Origin of the sequence: Acinetobacter sp. 18QD2AZ41W, assembly GCF_009829025.1 — a bacterium.
Taxonomy (GTDB): domain Bacteria; phylum Pseudomonadota; class Gammaproteobacteria; order Pseudomonadales; family Moraxellaceae; genus Acinetobacter; species Acinetobacter pseudolwoffii.
On sequence record NZ_WURP01000001.1, the window covers coordinates 548,616 to 568,343 of the forward strand.

At 43.3% G+C, this 19,728-nt stretch carries 20 protein-coding genes; 9 read left to right on the plus strand and 11 right to left on the minus strand.

What is annotated here, in order from left to right:
* Positions 1-12 precede the first annotated feature (12 nt).
* The 7 genes from GVV58_RS02565 (at position 13) to GVV58_RS02595 (ending at position 5,708) form a co-directional block, all read left to right on the plus strand.
* On the plus strand, positions 13-420 hold the full coding sequence (locus GVV58_RS02565) for a transposase family protein (RefSeq protein WP_081400837.1): 408 nt from the start codon (positions 13-15) through the stop codon (positions 418-420).
* 110 nt (positions 421-530) lie between these two features.
* Positions 531-1,007 (plus strand): hypothetical protein, encoded by a 477-nt coding sequence (locus tag GVV58_RS02570; protein WP_159515936.1) that lies wholly within the window; start codon positions 531-533, stop codon positions 1,005-1,007.
* Positions 1,008-1,174: 167 nt separating this feature from the next.
* Positions 1,175-1,660, plus strand: a complete 486-nt coding sequence (locus GVV58_RS02575; protein WP_100328733.1) for an NUDIX hydrolase — start codon at positions 1,175-1,177, stop codon at positions 1,658-1,660.
* 4 nt (positions 1,661-1,664) lie between these two features.
* Positions 1,665-2,804 (plus strand): tRNA 2-thiouridine(34) synthase MnmA, encoded by a 1,140-nt coding sequence (gene mnmA / locus GVV58_RS02580; RefSeq protein ID WP_005096469.1) that lies wholly within the window; start codon positions 1,665-1,667, stop codon positions 2,802-2,804.
* 7 nt (positions 2,805-2,811) lie between these two features.
* Positions 2,812-3,543: a high frequency lysogenization protein HflD gene (gene hflD, locus GVV58_RS02585; RefSeq protein WP_100328735.1), complete on the plus strand. Its 732-nt coding sequence runs from the start codon at positions 2,812-2,814 to the stop codon at positions 3,541-3,543.
* A 54-nt stretch (positions 3,544-3,597) separates the two neighbouring features.
* Positions 3,598-4,986 carry an adenylosuccinate lyase gene (gene purB / locus GVV58_RS02590; protein ID WP_004730090.1) on the plus strand — a complete coding sequence of 463 codons (1,389 nt, stop codon included), beginning with the start codon at positions 3,598-3,600 and terminating at the stop codon, positions 4,984-4,986.
* An 89-nt stretch (positions 4,987-5,075) separates the two neighbouring features.
* Positions 5,076-5,708, plus strand: coding sequence for a DUF2238 domain-containing protein (locus GVV58_RS02595; RefSeq protein WP_159515937.1), 633 nt, complete (start codon positions 5,076-5,078; stop codon positions 5,706-5,708).
* 70 nt (positions 5,709-5,778) lie between these two features.
* Here GVV58_RS02595 and GVV58_RS02600 read toward each other — a convergent pair whose 3' ends face one another.
* From GVV58_RS02600 to GVV58_RS02645, 10 genes are all read right to left on the minus strand, one after another.
* A complete protein-coding gene (locus GVV58_RS02600) occupies positions 5,779-6,015 on the minus strand; it encodes a hypothetical protein (RefSeq protein WP_005096465.1) in 237 nt (78 codons plus the stop codon).
* Positions 6,016-6,042: 27 nt separating this feature from the next.
* Entirely contained in the window at positions 6,043-6,504 is a 462-nt protein-coding gene (locus GVV58_RS02605) for a hypothetical protein (RefSeq protein ID WP_005096462.1), read from the minus strand.
* Between the two features lie 109 nt (positions 6,505-6,613).
* Positions 6,614-7,576 carry a protease SohB gene (gene sohB / locus GVV58_RS02610; RefSeq protein WP_159138008.1) on the minus strand — a complete coding sequence of 321 codons (963 nt, stop codon included), beginning with the start codon at positions 7,574-7,576 and terminating at the stop codon, positions 6,614-6,616.
* A gap of 71 nt (positions 7,577-7,647) precedes the next feature.
* Positions 7,648-8,334, minus strand: a complete 687-nt coding sequence (locus GVV58_RS02615; RefSeq protein WP_252721248.1) for a hypothetical protein — start codon at positions 8,332-8,334, stop codon at positions 7,648-7,650.
* 53 nt (positions 8,335-8,387) lie between these two features.
* On the minus strand, positions 8,388-9,302 hold the full coding sequence (gene pstB / locus GVV58_RS02620; RefSeq protein ID WP_159515938.1) for a phosphate ABC transporter ATP-binding protein PstB: 915 nt from the start codon (positions 9,300-9,302) through the stop codon (positions 8,388-8,390).
* 13 nt (positions 9,303-9,315) lie between these two features.
* Positions 9,316-10,707, minus strand: a complete 1,392-nt coding sequence (pstA, locus tag GVV58_RS02625) for a phosphate ABC transporter permease PstA (RefSeq protein ID WP_005096458.1) — start codon at positions 10,705-10,707, stop codon at positions 9,316-9,318.
* Positions 10,707-12,086 (minus strand): phosphate ABC transporter permease subunit PstC, encoded by a 1,380-nt coding sequence (pstC, locus tag GVV58_RS02630; protein ID WP_074383000.1) that lies wholly within the window; start codon positions 12,084-12,086, stop codon positions 10,707-10,709. The genes pstA and pstC overlap by 1 nt, the downstream gene beginning before the upstream one ends.
* Positions 12,087-12,190: 104 nt before the next feature.
* Positions 12,191-13,222 carry a substrate-binding domain-containing protein gene (locus GVV58_RS02635; protein ID WP_159515939.1) on the minus strand — a complete coding sequence of 344 codons (1,032 nt, stop codon included), beginning with the start codon at positions 13,220-13,222 and terminating at the stop codon, positions 12,191-12,193.
* A gap of 429 nt (positions 13,223-13,651) precedes the next feature.
* Positions 13,652-15,184 (minus strand): aspartate aminotransferase family protein, encoded by a 1,533-nt coding sequence (locus GVV58_RS02640; protein ID WP_159515940.1) that lies wholly within the window; start codon positions 15,182-15,184, stop codon positions 13,652-13,654.
* Between the two features lie 3 nt (positions 15,185-15,187).
* Positions 15,188-16,561 (minus strand): diaminobutyrate--2-oxoglutarate transaminase, encoded by a 1,374-nt coding sequence (locus tag GVV58_RS02645; RefSeq protein WP_159515941.1) that lies wholly within the window; start codon positions 16,559-16,561, stop codon positions 15,188-15,190.
* 476 nt (positions 16,562-17,037) lie between these two features.
* Here GVV58_RS02645 and GVV58_RS02650 point away from each other — a divergent pair, with 476 nt between their 5' ends.
* Both GVV58_RS02650 and GVV58_RS02655 read left to right on the plus strand, forming a co-directional pair.
* On the plus strand, positions 17,038-17,742 hold the full coding sequence (locus tag GVV58_RS02650; protein ID WP_159515942.1) for an SIMPL domain-containing protein: 705 nt from the start codon (positions 17,038-17,040) through the stop codon (positions 17,740-17,742).
* A gap of 164 nt (positions 17,743-17,906) precedes the next feature.
* The gene (locus tag GVV58_RS02655) at positions 17,907-18,503 is read left to right on the plus strand and encodes a phosphatase PAP2 family protein (protein WP_005096450.1); all 597 of its coding nucleotides are present in this window, start codon (positions 17,907-17,909) and stop codon (positions 18,501-18,503) included.
* 74 nt (positions 18,504-18,577) lie between these two features.
* On the opposite strand, the gene proB is transcribed toward GVV58_RS02655, so the two are convergent.
* Entirely contained in the window at positions 18,578-19,711 is a 1,134-nt protein-coding gene (proB, locus tag GVV58_RS02660) for a glutamate 5-kinase (RefSeq protein ID WP_074383013.1), read from the minus strand.
* Between the last annotated feature and the right edge of the window lie 17 nt (positions 19,712-19,728).

A 19,728-nucleotide genomic window follows, 5' to 3' on the forward strand; every position in this document is an offset into this window, starting at 1 on the left:
TTTCAGTTATCTATGCACTATACAACAGGTGAAATACTGAGTGTATGTGGAAGTCATGGAAGCATGCATGATTTTAAAATATTTAAAAAAAGCATGAGGAAATTAAAATTTAAGCCCTTTTTTATCGTTGATAAGGGTTATTTAGGGATAAAGAAATTGGGTTTTGGATGCCTCATGCCATCTAAAGCAAAGAAAACTGAAAAACTAGATTCTGAATTAAAAAAGTTAAATAGAGAGATTGGTCGTAGACGAATTCAAGTAGAGCATGTATTTGGAAGGATGAAATGTTTTAAGATTTTATCTTGTGTATATAGAAATCGTCGTAAAAGATTAAACCTGCGGTTTAATTTACTTGCTGGCATATACAATTTAGATTGGGTGAAAGATAAACAATTAAATTGGTTGAAAAATGATTTATGAAGGAAGTCTAATTAATAAAAATATGTTTATTGATGTTTTTAAACAGGATTTTAATCCAAATATGATTCAAATATTAAAATCTCAAGGCCTATACTTAGGTGATCCAGTCAATGTCATGTATAAAAAAATTAATAACCCTTAGTTCATTATGTTTCATATTTTTGGCAAGTTGTTCACTCGCCTCTCAAACCGACATAAATAGTGAAGCACTAAAAAATGCCAATCGAGGAATAGTAGGTACATTGTTGTCCGATGCCAAAGTGTACCAAATTGCCTCCTCATCTGAATTATCTCCATTAACGCAACAGTTACTATTTTCGACACTGGAAAAAATCGCTGTGATTCGAGGCTATGAGCAAACGATTGGTAAGTCTTATCGTTTTGATGAAGACTTAAACATTGCTCAAATCAATCAAATCTGTTGGATGGGTGTTTTTCTGCAAAAATATAAGCAATATTTACCCACTAAAATTGACAAAAATGAGAGCTACATCTGGGTTGATGCTTATGTTAAGCATTGGCAACACGACTTGAATGAATCTTATCGTGATACATTGATTGAAAATGACTGCAGAAAATCAGATTAATTAAATGTATGACTCATAATCTGATTGAGCGGGATACTGATTATATTTGGTTTATTTCCCATTTCTCACATGTAAAGGAGATAACACCTTAAAGAAAAAACTGATCATCATAGCCACACACCCCAAAATTTTATACAATAGTGCATCTTTATCCATGGTGCTGTTCTATGACCGCTTGGACTGCTCACGTCACTGTCGCAACCGTCATCGAAAAAGACGGAAAATTCCTGTTTGTCGAAGAACATACAGAAGCTGTGACACACCCAGTATTTAATCAGCCAGCAGGTCATGTGGAATGCGGTGAAACCATTATCGAAGCCGCAATTCGTGAAACCATGGAAGAGACCGGACATACGGTTGAAGTGACCCATCTTTTAGGGATGTATACCTATACCCCGCCCATGTTTCCGGATCGTACTTATTTTCGTTTCTGCTTTTTAGCCAAATCCACTGACTACGACCCAAATGCCGCTTTAGATACGGATATTGTCGGTGCAGTCTGGATGACATTGGACGAACTGAAAGAATCGGCGCGTGCGCGTAGTCCCCTGGTGATTAAAGCCGTGCAAGATGCCCTGTCAGGTCAAAAATACCCTTTATCGCTCATTTACGAGCACCAAAACTCTCCCTTAATTTCAAATTTGGATGCCTAATCCTATGCAACAACGTGTCATCGTCGGAATGTCGGGTGGTGTAGATTCATCTGTTTCTGCTGCGCTTTTACTTCAACAGGGTTATCAGGTTGAAGGTCTTTTCATGAAGAACTGGGAAGAAGATGACGGCACAGAATACTGTACCGCTATGGATGATCTTGCCGATGCTCAGGCCGTTTGTGACAAAATCGGGATTAAACTGCATACCGCAAACTTTGCCATGGAATATTGGGATCGTGTATTCGAACATTTTTTAGCAGAATATGCGGCTGGCCGTACCCCAAACCCAGACATTTTATGTAATAAAGAAATTAAATTCCGCGCTTTTCTAGATCATGCGGTGAACTTGGGTGCAGACTTTATTGCCACAGGTCATTACTGTCGTCGCGGTGCAACCATGACCAATTCACGCGGTGAAGAATACGCACCACTCTTACGTGGTGTTGATCAGAATAAGGATCAAACCTATTTCCTGCATGCCGTACATGGTCGTGAAATTAACAAGACATTATTCCCTGTCGGTGAAATTGAAAAGCCGCAAGTCCGCAAAATCGCTGAAGAATTAGATCTTGCTACGGCGAAGAAAAAAGACTCGACCGGGATCTGCTTTATTGGTGAGCGCCGATTTAATGACTTCTTGAAGCAATATTTACCGGCACAACCCGGAAAAATCGTGCTGGAAGACGGTAAAGAGGTTGGTGATCATCACGGCTTAATGTACTATACGCTCGGTCAACGCGGCGGCATCGGTATTGGCGGAATGAAAGGCGTCGCGGAAGGTGCCTGGTTCGTATTACATAAAGATATCGAAGGCAATCGTCTGGTGGTGGGTCAAGGCCATGAGCACCCACTGATGCAAAGCACCATGCTTTGGAGTGAAGCGATTGACTGGGTGGCCGGCGAGCAGGATATTCCTGAAACAGGTTTCCGTTGCACGGCCAAAACCCGTTACCGTCAGACTGATCAAGCATGTACGGTGTACCAAGATTCAGAATCACCCAATGGTGTACGTGTGGAGTTTGATGAACCACAACGTGCAGTGACCCCAGGTCAAAGTGTGGTGTTTTATTCAGGTGAAGTTTGTTTAGGCGGTGGTGTGATTCATCATACCAATGCACCTAAACCTGATTTTATAAAAGGATGAATTCGGCATGACGGAGTTACCATTTCAACCAGCCACAACGTTGAATACTCGTCAAAATCGCGCTTTGGCGTTAGCGGGTGTGTTTCAGGCCACCCAGCTGACCCATATGACCGCATTGAGTGGTCAGCAAAGTATTGGTGAAAACGGTAACTTTTATTTTGAACAGTTGATTAAAGCCAGTCTCAATATTCGTCCCGGCAATAACGAAAATGCCCAGACCCTAGACTTTTTTAATCAACTGGCCGATATTTCCTTAGGCTTAAAAACATTAGAAAGCAGCATTATTCAACCCTTCAATACTTCACCAAAATCCAGAATTCCAAAACTTTCCAGTACAAAACTTCCAATGAGCTATGCCATGGCACTTCTTCAATTAGAAAAGAAGGTCTATAGCAATCCCCAATTTGTTGAAATTATTGAACAGTCTCAACAGAAAATTCTCAGACAGCTTTCCTTTTTCGATAACAATTACCTGCACCCCAGCATCATTGCCAATCTGGCTCAAACCTATGTCGATACTGCGGGATCAATCAATCCGCGCATCATGGTTCGTGGCAATGCCGAAGCCTTTAAAGATGCCGGACATACCAACCGCATCCGTGCTTCCCTCTTTACCGGTTTGCAAATGGCGCACCTGTGGCGTCAGCTTGGTGGCAGCTCCTGGGGCATGGTATTTGGCAAACGCAAGTTGCTAAAAGATATTCAGAATCTGGCGCGTTTACAGTTTCAGGTGGTTTAACTGATACTGCACGTGTTTCGTTTTACGTTTAATTCCAAAATCTAAGGAATCGATATGAACGCTTTAACTGCACTTTCTCCACTAGATGGACGTTACGCGAGCAAATGTGATGCTCTACGTCCCTTTCTTTCTGAGTTTGGTTTAATCCATGCTCGTGTGACTGTTGAAGTGCGTTGGTTACAGGCGCTTGCGAACCACCCGGAAATTACTGAAGTTCCGGCGTTTTCAGGCGAAACTAATGCAGCGCTTGATGCGATTGTAAGCAATTTCTCTGAAGATGATGCCAATCGCATCAAAGAGATCGAACGCACCACCAACCACGACGTTAAAGCGGTTGAATATTTCCTGAAAGAAAAAATTGCCAATATCGATGAATTGAAAAATGCCGGTGAATTCATTCACTTTGCATGTACTTCTGAAGATATTAACAACCTGTCACATGCCTTGATGCTGAAAAGCGGTCGTGATGTACTGGTTGCATCTATGCAGCAAATCATTGATTCAGTTGTTGCACTTTCTGAAAAGCATGCTGACCAGCCAATGTTGTCTCGTACGCATGGTCAAACTGCAAGCCCAACGACGTTGGGTAAAGAAATGGCGAACGTGGCTTACCGCCTTGCACGTCAAATCAAACAGTTCAAAAATGTTGAACTTCTAGGCAAAATCAATGGTGCAGTAGGTAACTACAATGCGCACTATTCTGCTTACCCAGACATCAACTGGCCGGCACATTCACAAGCATTTGTAGAATCTTTGGGTCTAGATTTCAACCCGTACACCACGCAAATCGAGCCACATGACTACATGGCTGAACTGTTTGATGCCCTGCGTCGTTTCAACACTATTCTGATCGATTTTAACCGTGATGTTTGGGGTTATATCTCGCTTGGTTTCTTCAAGCAAAAGCTAAAAGATGGCGAAGTCGGTTCTTCAACCATGCCGCATAAAGTAAACCCGATTGACTTCGAAAACTCTGAAGGTAACTTGGGTCTTGCCAATGCTGTACTTGCACACCTTGGGGAAAAACTGCCAATTTCTCGCTGGCAGCGTGACCTGACTGACTCTACTGTGCTGCGTAACATGGGTGTTGGTTTTGCACAAAGCTTAATTGCTTTCGAAGCATGTGCTAAAGGGATCGGCAAACTTGAACTCAATGCTGCGCGCATTAACGAAGACTTAGACAATGCGCAAGAAGTGTTGGCTGAACCGATTCAAACTGTAATGCGTCGTTACAACGTTGAAAAACCATACGAAAAATTAAAAGCTCTGACTCGTGGTCAGGCCATGACTCGCGACATGATGGTTGATTTCGTAAACGGTAACGAGTTAGAAGCGGTTCCTGCTGCTGATCGTGCGCGTCTAGCTGAAATGACACCTGCTTCTTATACAGGTAATGCTGCTGAACAGGCCAAACAAGTGGCTGAGCTGATTGCTAAAATCTAATTTAAAATAAGACCAAAAGGCGAAGCTCAGGCTTCGCCTTTTTATTTATAATGTGTTTTATTCTAAAAACGATATTTCATCATAACGACATGATTGAGCAGCGACTTTCCGCCAAGCATTATGCGAGCATGGGTATTTTAATTCTGGCGATTCTGCTTGCCAGTATTCGTCCTTTAGAACTGGAAGCGTATCTCTTGCATCAGGCCGGCACGGTTTTCATGATCAGCATGCTGCTGGTCTGTCTGTATAAAATTGGGCTGAATTTTTTAAGTTTTAATTTATATATCCTTTTCCTGTTTGTTCATGTGATTGCTGCACACTATCTGTATTCCTATGTGCCTTATAACCAGTGGATTGAGCAGATTTTTGGCTTTCATCTGAATGAAGTCATGCATTGGTCACGCAATATGTTTGACCGTTTTGTTCATCTGGCCTACGGATTACTCCTTTACCCCATTTTCTATCGCCTGTTTCACGTCTGGTTGCCGCAGCAAAAACCTGTGGTCATTTTCCTGCTGGTGATTCAGTTTGTGGTGGCCAGTAGCATGCTCTATGAATGGCTGGAATGGTTGATCGCGATTGGCTTATCTCCCGAAGAAGCGGAGAACTATAATGGACAGCAAGGTGATAGCTGGGATGCGCATAAAGACATCTTGCTTGCCACATTAGGTGCGATATTTACGGGTAGTCTCATGCTCTTACAAAAAAGCCCACCGAAATGAGCTTTTAAAATCAAAATCTTATTGAATTAAGGTTTGTGATCAACTATTTCATTACATTCATATTTTTCACTTATGAAAGTGGGCAATATTGCATCCAGTCATCTTTCATTTTTTGCAATTCATTACCCGTCAACATTTCGCTGTAATAAATAAAATAGCTTGCATCAGGATATTGAATTTCATGTCTATACATCATTCCACGTAGAGAAATAGAAAATTCTTCTGGGAAATCATCCAAGTTCAATTCTTCAAACTCGTAATTAAAATAACAGTTTTGTGTTGCAAGATATGCTTCAGCTATAGCCATGTTTCTGCTCTAACAATAAAATATGCTTTATTTTATCCGATTAGCTGTAGGGATGTTTTGCATTTCAGTCGGTTCAATCCATTGAACAAACTTAGATTCTGACAAATGTGGATATTTGAACTTATCTAAATATTCAAAGCAGACCTTTTGAGCTTTCGGCATTTTCTCTAGATGCTGATCGAAGAGTAAATGGCGACTATATTGAGCACCATCAAAGCGAATAATCACACCTTCAAACTCCTTACCACCTCGAGTTTTATGCACCTGATAAGACTGCACCACACCACATGCCTTCGATGGAATAACAGGCGGGTCATCTGGCTTTAACACAGCATATAGAATAAAGAGACATGTCCCTGGGATAAAACCCAGCCAAAATAAAAGTTTTTTTTGATCTTCATTTTGTAACTTGGCTTCAGCGTACAATGCACATGCTATCGGACAGATCGCGATAGTCAGAAAACCTAAAACAAGAATAAGGGTGAGCATGCCTGTAAAAGCCGCATTGAATTAGATCTTTTATAGCATACTAACAATAACCTAAGGCATAAAAAAGCTCACCGCAGTGAGCTTTAATATATATTCAATTTTAACTGAATTAGAGTTTAGGATCGCGCATCTGTACCAGATTTGCATTGGCTTTGCTTAAGCTTTCCATGACCTTATTCATTACGGTTGGAATCAATGAATCCGCAATTTGCGCTGCCTGTAAACCCAGCTTTTCACCCAAGGTTGGTTTCTTGCGGGTCTGGATCGAATAAACATCATGTTGCGTCAGCAAGTGCAGTAAATATTCATCTGAAGTTTGCAGTTTATCTACCAGATTTAAATCCAGTGCATCACGACCATACCAATGCTCACCGGTTGCCACTTTTTCCACATTCAGCTGCGGACGGTATTTTTCTACAAAATGTTTGAACAAGGCATGCGTTTGCTGTAACTCTTCTTCAAACTTGGCCTTCCCTTCTTCGGTGTTTTCACCAAACATGGTCACGGTACGTTTGTACTGACCTGCGGTATAGAGTTCAAAGTCGATTTTATTGTCTTTCAGCAGACGGTTAAAGTTAGGCACTTGAGCCACCACCCCAATCGAACCGACAATCGCAAATGGTGCAGACACAACTTCATTTGCGATACACGCCATCATATAACCGCCACTGGCCGCTACTTTATCGACACAGATGGTCAAGTGAAAACCGGCATCACGTAAACGTACCAGTTGAGCAGCGGCCAGACCATAGCCATGCACCATACCACCCGGGCTTTCTAAACGCACCACAACACGGTCACGGCCCGCTTTAGCCGTGGATAAAATCAGGGTAATTTCTTCACGTAAACTTTCGACCGCAGAAGCGGCCATATCGCCTTTAAAGTCCAAGACATAGATTTTTTGATTGGTTTTCTTGCGTGCACGTGCTTCTTTTGACAGCTGTTGTGACAACTGCAAAAGCTCCAGTTTAGAGCCAGTCGTTTGCGCTATTTTTTTTCGTTGTTCATTGATACGCGCATTTAAATGACTGACACGGATTTCAGCGGGCAGTTTCGGACTATGAAATAACATAAAAAATCTATTCTCTATTTAATTCGGCTTATATCCTTAGATTAGGTCAATTCTGATTTTTTCAACAGCATTTATTGATCTTGTTGCCAAGCATGTCCACGACGGATCAATAATTTATATTGATTCATAATTTCATGGATCGCGAACAAACGAAAATACAAAATAAATAAAAGTGTATAGATTACAGCTATAATCGAAGCATTCATTGGCCACCAGGTTAATATAATAAAACCTCGATGACTTGTCCCCGAAGGGGTCATCAATGAATATACCGCAATAAAAAAAATGATCGTAATAAGCACAAAGAAGTATTCACCAAAACGCGTATGCATTAATGGTTTCTTGCCCTTCTCTTGTGCTTTTAGATAACGATGAAATTTAAATTGAGCATGTGCTGTAATATAAACACGCCATTGCTTTCTAAACTCAATATTATATTTTTGACGCTTTAACATATAAAAAATCACAAAGCCCAAGAAAGTATTCACGATCACAAACACGTCATAGAGCCAACGATGATAGTTGGTCATTCCCTGACTTTGTGAAGTAATGAACAAGCCTTCATAAGGGACAATCAAGGCTAATATGATACTGAACAGTACCATCACTAAATCAAAATATTGATGCATATAAGCCGTTCCAAAAAGCACATGGAACATATCTTTCATCGCGATTTGCGTCAGTTTAGCTTTTTCTTTAAATTCAGGGGTCTGTTGCATTGTCATTATAAATTTTAAAAAACTTATAGAACATAACAAAAAAAAACAGAATCCTAAGATTCTGTTTTAAGAGATTTATTTTTAAAATCGTATTAACCAAAACGCCCTGTAATATAAGCTTCAGTCAATTGATGGTCTGGTTGGGTAAAGACTTTTTCGGTCGCATTCACCTCAATTAAATCACCCAGATGGAAATACGCAGTACGGTCAGATACACGCGCTGCCTGTTGCATGGAGTGGGTTACAATCGCAATGGTATATTGAGTTGAAAGCTCAGAAATCAGCTCTTCTACTTTTGCTGTTGCAATTGGATCCAGCGCAGAACATGGTTCATCCATCAGAATCACTTCAGGCGAAACTGCGATGGTACGCGCGATACATAAACGTTGCTGCTGACCACCTGACAAACCTGTTCCCGGCTGATTCAAACGGTCTTTTACTTCTTCCCACAAACCGGCTTTACGCAAACTGCCTTCGACAATTTCTTCAAGATCGTATTTATCACGTGCAAGACCATGTAATTTCGGGCCGTAAGAAACGTTGTCAAAAATAGACTTTGGAAACGGGTTGGGCTTCTGGAATACCATACCGACTTGAGCACGTAGCAAGACCACATCCAGGTTTGGATCATAAATATCCTGATTGTCCAGCATGACTTTACCGGTCACACGACAACTGTCAATGGTGTCATTCATGCGGTTTAGGGTACGCAGAAAGGTTGACTTACCACAGCCTGATGGCCCAATAAAAGCAATCACTTCATTTTCATAAATGTTCAGGTCAATGCCTTTAATCGCTTCCGCTTCACCATAGTACACATGCACATCAGATGTACTCAGTTTCACATTTGTCGACTTTTCATCTTTTTTGCTGCTACTTTGCGTATCGAATTGGGAGACAAACGATGTTGCTGGCTTTGGTGTAGCCTCATCATTAGTGAATTGTGTCTGTTGTGGATTCACGGATTGATCCTTTTTTAAGGAGTTTTGAATAACAGTTGTGTTCATGATTCTGCCCCTATTACCAACGGACTTCAAACTTTTTACGTAACCAGATGGCCAGACTGTTCAAGCTGATCATCATGGCCAGAAGTACAATAATTGCTGCTGCGGTACGCCCTTCAAAGAAGTTACGTAACTCATTGCCCTGCCATAAGAAAATCTGCACAGGTAACGCTGTAGACTGATCAAATGGTGTGGCTGGAACGCTGGCAACAAAAGCACTCATCCCGATTAATAACAATGGTGCGGTTTCACCTAATGCCTGCGCGACCCCGATAATGGCACCAGTTAAAATACCCGGCAAAGCCAATGGCAAGACATGATGAAAAACCGTTTGCAGTCGTGAAGCACCCAAGCCCAACGCTGCCTGACGAATCGAAGGTGGAACCGCTTTAAGCGATGCACGTGTGGTGATGATGACAGTTGGCAAAGTCATCAGACTCAGCACCAGACCACCGACCAGAGGGGCCGATAGCGGTAAATGCATCCAGCCAATAAAGATCGCGGCACCCAGCAAACCAAACACAATCGATGGCACTGCTGCCAGGTTGTTGATGTTGACTTCGACAATATCGGTAATCCAGTTTTTCGGCGCAAACTCTTCCAGATAGATCGCAGATGCCACCCCAATTGGAATCGAGATAAAGATCACGATCATCATCATGAACAGTGAGCCCATGAAAGCGCCTGCCAGACCTGATGTTGCCGGTGAACTACGCGAGTCAGGGCTGGTAAAAATATTAGTATTGAAACTGTTTTCGATTACACCTGAGGCTTTCATCTCGTCCGCCACCTGGCGTACTTCAGGACTGAGTTGTTGCTGTTCTGCTGGTAACGAACGATCAATATTACCCGCCAGCCAGACATCGACATTGGCATCTGCCAGAATTTTAACCTCTGTGCTTTGACCGACCAGACTTGGATCATTCATGACCATGTCACGTAAGCGATAAGCCTCAGAACTGGTATATAAATAACCCAGTTCATCACGCTGACTTTCCAGCTTGCTGTCTCTGGCGATCATGCCGTTGATGATCAGTGCATCCCAGTCCACCATGCCGACATCCATTTGCCAGGCAATCATACGCTCTTCAAACTGCGCCGGAGACTCTCCCGCAGCTGGCTTGGGTTTTGGACCAATCTCTACAATGGCCGGATCGAAATGAATCGGCAAACTCATGCTGCTTTGCCAGAAGGCAGGCAAACCTTTGGATAAAATACTGCCGAAGAGCAATACCACAAAGAACAGACCGGCCAATACCGCAGAGAAACCAAATAGACGGAATGTTTTTTCTTTACGATGACGTCGCCCCAAAGAGCTTTGAATGGTCTTCTTACGCTTTTCACGCAGCTCGGCAGCGACGGATGGATCAACACGCTGATCCACAGGCGTTGTATTTGAAGTACTCATTAGTCGTATTGCTCACGATATTTACGCACGATGATCAGTGCAACAATGTTCAAACCTAGGGTAATCACAAATAAGGTCAGTCCCAGGGCAAAGGCCACCAGTGCTTGCGGACTGGCAAAGTCGGTATCACCTGTTAATTGATTGACGATGGTAATGGTGACCGTAGATACGGCTTCAAGTGGATTGGCATGCAGCTGCGGACTGTTCCCCGCTGCAAGTACCACGATCATGGTTTCACCAATCGCACGGGATGCTGCCAACAGGAAAGCACCAATAATACCCGGCAAAGCTGCAGGTAAAACCACCTGACGGATCGTTTCAGATTTGGTTGCACCTAGCCCCAGAGAACCATCACGTAAGGCACGTGGCACCTGGGTAATAATGTCATCGGATAGAGAAGATACGAATGGAATAATCATGATGCCCATCACCAGACCCGCGGTCAGCGCACTGGTGGCATTAATTTCGAGTCCGACCATGGCACCCATGGCTTTAAGAAATGGACCGATGATCATCAAGGCAAAGACACCATAAACAATCGTAGGAATACCCGCCAACACTTCAATGGTCGGTTTTGCCCAAGAGCGGAAGCGCGGTGATGCATATTCTGCCAGATAGATCGCAATCATCAGACCGACCGGTACCGCGACCAAAAGTGCGATCGCACTGACCATGAGCGTACCCCACAGCAGTGGCAATAAACCGTAACTGCCCTCGGCACTGCCAGAAGTGCTAAACCCCGGGTTCCATTCGGTACCAAAGAAGAAATCCAGTGGACTGACGAAGCTGAAGAAGCGCATCGCCTCACCAAACATCGACATGACAATCCCGAGCGTGGTCAGAATTGCCACGCCCGAACACAATGCCAAGCCGATATTCATCATTTTCTCGACTTGGTTACGTGCGCGGAATTCCTGGCTAATACGTTTTTTGGCCCAGACCAGACCTGCCAGTGCAGCCGAAATCACCACTGCCAATTTGGCAAAAGTCCCAATGGTCGAAAATTTAGCTAACTGTTCTGCTGCGGCCAGTTCATAGGCTGCAGGTGTATCACTGACACCGAAACCTGAGGCAAGTGCCTGAACACGATCAACAACAACGCCCAGACTCGCCGGATCCAGATTGGCCGAAATATCCTGCGGCAAATGGTTGAGTACCACTTGCTCCAGAAAACTTGGCTCAACCATATTCCAAACAATCAAAATTAAAAACGCAGGGATACCACACCACAGTGCCACCAGTGCACCATAATATCCGGGACGCGAGTGTAAGTTTGCAGAATTGCTTCCCTTACCTGCTAAGTTACGGCTTTTACTTAATCCGATTTGATAGGCTATGGCCATAATGGCCAATAACACACCTATAAGTAGCAGATTCATGTATTCTCCACTGTTTTCTCAATTTTCATGGTTTGAAAAAACTTGTTTATCGCAAAAAGCCGATGGTAGGTTGACCCTACCACCAGCGATTTCAAAATCATCGATTATTTTACAATGACCGCTTTACCAGCCTTGAAATTTGCAAGGACTGCTGCGCGTTCTTTATCAGACATTGAAATCAGACCTGCTTTTTCCAGCTTAGAGCCCTTACCTGATACCTTCTTGTTCAGGAAGTATTCAGTGAACTGTGGTAAGCCTTTGATCGATTTCAAGTGTTCGCCTTTCACGTAGAAGAACAATGGACGTGATACCGGATAAGCACCATTCAAAATCGTTTTTTCAGAAGGTGCTACATTGTTCACAGTTGCAACACGTAAGCGGTCACGGTTCTGGTCATAAAAGCCCAGGCCAAACACACCGACTGCACTTGGAGAAGTTTTCAAACGTGCCAGTGTCTCGGTATAGTCGCCTGCAATTTCAACTACACGGCCATCTTTACGGAATGTGGTACATGCTTTTTTCTTGGCATCTTTGTCTAGAGACTTAATTGCAGCATACGATTCACAACCTGCATCCACCATTTTCTCCTGGAACACTTCGCGCGTACCATGATTCGAAGCAGGAATCACCAGCGTGATCGGCTCATTCGGAAGTGCTTTGTCAATTTGGTTCCAGCGTGTATACGGATTGGCGACCATTTTGCCATTTGATGGAAGTTGTGCAGCAAGTGCAGCGAAGACATGCTGTGGACGCAACTTATAAGCAGCCTTGTTAGCATTTGAAGCAAATACGATACCGTCATAACCGATTTTGATTTCTAATACTTGGTTAACGCCGTTCTTTTTACATTCAGCCAGCTCGGTAGATTTGATTTGACGCGAAGAGTTCGCGATATCAATGGTGTTATCACCCACGCCATTACAGAACTGCTTTAAACCACCTGACGAACCGCCAGAACCGACCACTGGTGTTTTGAATTGTGGGAAGGTATTACCGAATTCTTCCGCCACGATACTGGCATATGGAAGTACAGTTGAAGAACCTGCAATTTGAATGGTGTCACGAGCTGCGTGTGCAGTCGTTACAGCAGCTGCCCCGGTTACTGCTAATGCTAAAGCTATATTTGTAAAGCGCATTCTAGTATCTCTCTCATTTATACAATTTGGAGTACGCCACTTTTTATTCAGTTTTGTACTTATTTCGATACATGCATTTTGATTTTAGAATATGACAAATAAGTTACAGCTTTATTACGATTTAATGATTTTTAATTTGTACACTTTCTATCCATAAAATACTTATAAATTTCAACTATTAAATTCTTTTTATCATTCAACTGAAGAAAAAATCTGATCATTAACATGTAACAATTTTTATAAAACCCAATTGAAGAAAAATCTTGCTCCCTAGCCTTACATAATTAGATGACGATTTTATAACAGCTTAAAATAAGTACAGATATTCGGTATTTTTCTGATGAATCTACCTATAGAATTGATCATTCTATGACTCAAAAATAAAAAAAGGAGATCATTTCGATCTCCTTTTTTTCACACCACCATCACTTATGCAATAGGTGGCGTATAAGTACCATCAGCGATTGAATCTTTGATACGATCCGCTTCTGCAAGCACCAGTGCCAGCAAGTTCTTCACGTTATCCAGCGTTGCAACCGGGCTTAAAGTGGTCATTTTCAGAGACTGAACCTGACCGACTTTCGTCACACCAATATTCGCTTCACCACGTGCAAACAGCTCATCTGCCACGTTCTGGTTTAGTGTATCTAACAGTTCAACCGGATAGCCCGCTGGAACCACACGGAACAGCACAGAGGCAAATTGCGGCTCAAGCAGAAGCTCCAGACCGTCAGTCACTTTAATATAATCTGCCACATCACGCGTCAAACCAACACCGTGATCGATCATTGAACCATAAAGCTCTTCGCCTAATGCTTCCACCGTCATCCACAATTTCAACGCATCAAAACGACGCGTGGTTTGCAGTGACTTCGATACCAGGTTCGGCACACCATGTTCTTCATCATAGGCAGAGTTTAGGTACTCCGCTTCATAATGCATGAAACGGTAGTTTGCTTCGTCTTTCAGCAAGAACGCGCCACACGAAATGGTCTGGAAATAATGCTTATGGAAATCGAGCGTAATCGAATCAGACAGCTCGATACCATCTAACATATCGCGATGATCGTTAGACAGAATTAAAGCACCACCCCAAGCTGCATCGATGTGCATCCACGCGCCATATTGGTTGGTGATTTCACGGACTTTCTTCAGTGGATCGATTGCACCTGCATCGGTTGTACCTGCAGTTGCCACCACACATGCCACGATTTTGCCTTCGTTTTGAAGGTGCGCCATGGTTTTCTCAAGTGCGTCCATGTCCATGCGCGCATTTTCGTCCACAGGAACAGTCACTACAGACTGGAAACCCATGCCCATCATCGCCATGTTCTTTTGCACAGAGAAATGTGCATTTTCAGAACAGATGACTTTGACATTACGCATCGCATCCGCAGGAATACCATCACGCTGAACCGACCACGGCTTACCGTTTTCGTCTTTCCAGTTTTTCGCGATGCAAGCATCACGTGCCAGCAGTACGCCCATCAGGTTAGACTGTGTACCACCAGAGGTGAATACGCCTGCCTGGCCTGCGCCATAGCCTACTTTTTGACGTAACCAATCGATTAACTGAACTTCCATCAGTGAACCGGCCGGGCTTTGATCCCATGAGTCCATTGACTGGTTGGTTGCATTAATCAGTACTTCCGCAATCTGGCTGGTCACCATGGTTGGACAATGCAAATGCGCAAGTGAATGCGGATGATGTACTTTTAAGCTCTTGTTGAGGAATAACTCAACCATACGCTCTAAAGATTTCTCTACACCCAACCCCTGTTTAGAAGGATTAAACGTAATCGCGCTGCGCAGCTCGTTAATGCTGCCACCCGTGTACATTTTGTCATTTTGCAACCATGCTGCAACCGCTTTGGTCGCTTGATCCATGGCTGACTGGTAGTCAGCGATGGATGCAGCATCATTACAAAGTAAAGCTTTACGATGTTCTGCAAAATCTACCATGAATTATGCGCCTCGAACTGCAACAAGAGCTTCAGCAACTGCTTTCTTAAAGCGAGCAATCACTTCAACACATTCGTCATGCGTGATGATCAATGGGCAAAGTAAACGAATCACTGTACCGTTACGACCACCTTTCTCAAGCAATAATTTATTGTTGAAACACGCCGTCTGGATCGCTGCTGCCAATTGACCATCAGCAGGTAAAGAACCCATGTGATCTGCCTTTTGGCGCTCGTCCACAATTTCAACACCAATCATCAAACCGCGACCGCGCACGTTACCAATACATGGGAATTCGACAGCTAATTTTTTAATCTCAGCTTGCAGGAAATCACCGCGTTCTTGGGCATTTTGCGCCAGGTTTTGTTCTTTAATGGTATTGATCGTTGCAAGACCTGTACCCATTGCCAACTGGTTACCACGGAACGTACCGGTATGACCTGCTGGCTGCCAAGCATCAAACTTACGTTTAATACCGAGGACTGCGAGCGGCAAGCTACCACCAACAGCTTTAGACATCACCACCACATCAGGTTCGATGCCCGCATGTTCAAAGGCAAACATTTTGCCTGAACGTGCAAAGCCCGCTTGAACTTCATCAAGAATCAACACGATGTTGTGCTTTTCAGTCACTTCACGGATTTTCTTCAACCATTTCACAGGTGCAGTTACCACACCGCCTTCTCCTTGAATCGCTTCAAGAATTACAGCTGCCGGTTTAGTCACACCGCTTTCTACATCTTCAATGAAGTTTTCAAAGAAATACGTTAAAGCATCAACACCCGCTTCACCACCAAGACCCAATGGGCAACGGTATTCATGCGGATACGGCATGAATTGAACGCCTGGCATCAAACCGTTAACTGCGTTTTTCGCAGACAGGTTACCGGTCATGGCCAATGCACCATGCGTCATACCATGATAGCCACCAGAGAAGCTGATCACCGAGCTACGACCGGTAAAGGTTTTCGCAAGTTTAATCGCGGCTTCTGTTGCATCTGCACCGGATGGGCCACAGAACTGCAAGCAGTATTCTTCTTGACCACCTGGAAGATAAGAAAGAAGTGCTTCAGTAAAAGCATCTTTTAAAGGCGTAGTTAAATCCAGAGTATGCAATGGCAAGCCGCTTGCAATTGTATCCTGGATACTTTGAATGACTGCAGGATGATTATGGCCCAATGCCAACGTCCCTGCCCCAGCTAAACAATCAAGGTACTCAGTACCTTCAACATCGGTAACCCAGCAACCTTGTGCTTTCGCTATCGCTAACGGTAATTTACGTGGATAACTACGCACATTCGATTCCATCTGACTTTGGCGAGTCAAGTAGTATTCGTTTGTGGAATTGGTGGCAGGGTTTACAGAAGTAACGCTCATATCGAATTACCATCTCTGATATGGGTGAAAGAAATAAGTCTGGTGACGTTTGGTCCTTTGACTCGGCGCTTTATAAAGAGGTTCTAGCTAGCAGTTTGTATTTAAATAACTAGGAGGCGGATGATACCGAATTTTTCAGGAAAATAAACAACTTTCAGTCGCATTTTGTCCTAATCTTTATCGAAAAAAAACATCACACCAACCTATAACCTGAATGATCATCTTACAGTGTGACAGCAGAAAGAAAAGCGGGTTCTTTTATGCTTTTTTGTAGCACAGCTAACATTCAGGCAAAAAAGCTTAAAATCCACCATTAAGCACTTAATTATTAACGATAAACATAAATCAAGTAAGAGTGTAAAATGAAAGAAAATTTAACACTCTTACCACAAATATTTCGTAAAAAGATCACAATTGAGATTTAATATTTTAACAACGGCTTAGATGGCCAATTTTAAGAAAAACAGGACAATTTCATGCGTCTCTTAGCACTTACCAGTTTTATCCTTGCATCTACCTTGGCCACAGGCGCATTTGCAGCTCCGGCCGAATCGCTGAATTACAATGTTGTGAATCTTTCAGCAGAGGCCAGTCGTGAAATCTCGAATGATGAAATGCATGCCGTGCTTTATATTGAAAAATCCAACAAACAGCCAGCTGAATTGGCTACACAAATTAACCAGCTAATGAATCAGGCCATTGCCACAGCGCGCAAATATCCAACTGTGAAAATCGAGACGGGCGCACAAAGCACTTACCCTATTTATGACAATGATAACCGCAAATTGAAAGAATGGCGTGGACGTGCCCAGATTCGTCTGGAATCGAAAGATTTTAAAGCAGCGTCTCAACTGATTGCTGAATTACAACAGCACTTCCAGACCCAGTCGATTAACTTCAAAGTTTCAGACGAAAAGCGCAAAAAAGTCGAAAATGAGCTGATGATTGAAGCCTCTAAAAACTTCCAGCAACGCGCACAGGCACTGACTCAAGCCTGGAACAAACCGAGTTATCAACTGGTAAACTTAAATCTGAATACCAATAACTATTCACCACAACCTGTACCGCGTATGGCCATGATGAAAGCTGCATCGGCGGATATGGCTGTTCCAGAGCAGGAAGTTGCTGCGGGTGAATCGCAAATGACGGTGAGTGCCAATGGTGCGATTCAGTTTAAATAAGATTTCATCATATTATTCGGATTTTTAAGAACCACCCTTTTGGGTGGTTTTCTATCATTTGAATATTCTTTAATAATCAAGGCTACAAATTCATACAAACTCAGGTAGGAATTGAGGTTTGACCGGTTTAGAGTAACGGACATTTGTACCAATCCTCTCTGCTCATGTCTCTTGACCAACTGAATCTTTACCTGTTTCATATCCTAAATGTACCTGAACACGCCTCGATCTGGATGATCCAATATGCCTCCCTGATTGCGCATGATCTGGTTTATCTCTTTCTGCTGATTTTTGCTATTGCCTGGTTCCGTGGCAGTTATGAAGTAAAAACTGGCATTATCAAGGCATTTATTTTTACAGCAATTACCTTGTCGATCAGCGAGGTATTGTCCGCGATCCTGAATACCCCACGTCCGTTTGTAATAGATATTGGTCGCACCCTGATCGAACATGCACCTACAGGTTCTTTTCCCAGCAATCATATGAGTATTTTTAGTGGGATTGCCCTATCTTGTTATTTTTCATCACAACGTGATTTGGGAAGAATTCTAATCTGGACAGCTTGGCTAGTAGCTTGGTCACGTGTTTATGTCGGTGTGCATTTTCCGATGGATATGCTGGGTGCATTCCTGATTGCAATAACAGTGAATTTAGCTGGATTACCATTGTGGTGGAAATATCAGGATAAACTCATGCAGTTTATTTTAACTATTCATCAGTCACTGTTTGCGCCATTAATCCGGATGGGCTGGATTAAATAAATCGCATTAAGATGTCATAAAAAATCCCGCTCGAAAGCGGGATTTTTTATGATTGAAATTTAAATCTGAATGACTTAGTAGATCGCCATATGATTGCGGTGAATCATCTCGAGTGAACGCGCTTCACCTAAAACCTGATGCACTTTATCAGAAGCCAGACCACGTACAATATCTGCCGAACGCGAACTAAAGTTAACACGACCGACTGCAATTCGGTGACCTTGTGTATCCACACATTCCACCACATCACCGCGCTCAAAATGTCCTTCAACCGCTTTGACGCCGACAGGCAACAAGCTACGATGATTGTCTTTAATGGCCTTTACCGCACCATCATCAATCACCAAACGACCTGCCGTTTGCAGGTGTGCTGCCAACCATTGCTGATGCGCGGTCATCCGATCTTTGTCAGTCACAAACAAGGTTCCTAACAATTCACCAGACATCAGACGAGATAGCACAGCATCACTATCACCGCTTGCAATTAAGGTCGGACAACCGGACTTTGCCGCCAGTCGTGCAGCACGAACTTTGGTCAGCATGCCGCCGCGACCAAATTTACCACCACCACCGGCCATATCAAACAGGCTCTCATCCATCGCACGTACCGTATGGAACAGTTTGGCATCTGGATTCGAGCGTGGATCTGAGTCAAACATACCTTCCTGATCGGTTAAGATAATCAGAAGATCTGCATGCACCTGACCTGCCACCATGGCAGCCAGCGTGTCGTTATCACCAAAGCGGATTTCATCGGTAGAAACGGTATCATTTTCATTAATCACTGGAATCACGCGCCAGTCAATCAGGTTCTGCAAAGCATCACATGAATTGAGATAGCGGCGACGGTCTGCCAGATCATCATGAGTCAATAGTACCTGCGCCGTTCGAATCTGGTGTTTCTCAAGTACGCTTGACCAGGTATGAATCAGGCCCATCTGACCGATGGCAGCACAAGCCTGAAGACTGGGTAGATCGGTGGGTCGATTCTCAAGTTTCATTCGCACCATACCTTCAGCCACAGCACCGGAAGACACCAGAATAATCTCGTGTCCTGCATTGTGTAGATCTGCGATTTGTCCCGCCCAGTGCGAGATGGCATCTAAATCTAAACCTTGTCCGTTTGCTGTGAGTAAAGATGATCCGATTTTAACAACGATTCGTTTACAACCCTTGAGCTGACGCTGCCCATCTACCACTTCTATCATCTTGTCCTCAGACTCTT